We start from the raw sequence: 670 nt of genomic DNA, 5'->3' as shown, positions 1-670 counted from the left end.
GGGCCAGGCGGTTGCTGGCGAGCAGTTGAACACCATCAAGAAAGCGGGCGAGATCAAGATCGGCCTGGAAGGCACCTACCCACCGTTCAGCTTTGTCGACGAAAGCGGCAAGCTCAGCGGCTTTGAAGTGGAACTGTCTGAAGCCCTGGCCAAGGAGCTGGGCGTGAAGGTCAAGCTGCAGGCCACCCCTTGGGATGGCATCCTCGCCGCGCTGGAATCCAAGCGCCTGGACGCCGTGGTCAACCAGGTCACCATTTCTGAAGAGCGCAAGAAGAAGTACGACTTCTCCAAGCCTTACACCGTGTCCGGTATCCAGGCATTGGTCCTGAAAAAGAACGTCGACAGCATCAAGACCGCCGACGACCTGGCCGGCAAGAAAGTCGGTGTAGGCCTGGGCACCAACTACGAACAATGGCTCAAGGACAACCAGCCTAAAGCCATCATCAAGACCTATAACGATGACCCGACCAAGTTCCAGGACCTGCGTATCGGCCGTATCGACGCCATCCTGATCGACCGTCTGGCCGCCCTGGAATACGCCAAGAAAGCCCCGGACACCGCCACTGCCGGCGACGCCTTCTCCCGCCAGGAAGCCGGTATTGCCCTGCGCAAAGGCGAGCCTGAACTGCTCGACGCGGTGAACAAGGCCCTCGACAAACTGCGCGCCGAC

General features: G+C 60.0%; 1 protein-coding gene. It reads left to right on the top strand.

Annotation, left to right across the window (positions count from 1 at the left end; all coding sequences use genetic code 11):
• On the top strand, positions 1-670 hold a 670-nt coding region (gene tcyJ, locus HX803_RS32005; protein WP_178926058.1), incomplete at both ends, for a cystine ABC transporter substrate-binding protein.

The organism is Pseudomonas sp. P7548, assembly GCF_013386585.1.
In the GTDB taxonomy this organism is placed as follows: domain Bacteria; phylum Pseudomonadota; class Gammaproteobacteria; order Pseudomonadales; family Pseudomonadaceae; genus Aquipseudomonas.
This window is presented reverse-complemented; position numbering and strand designations above follow the sequence as displayed.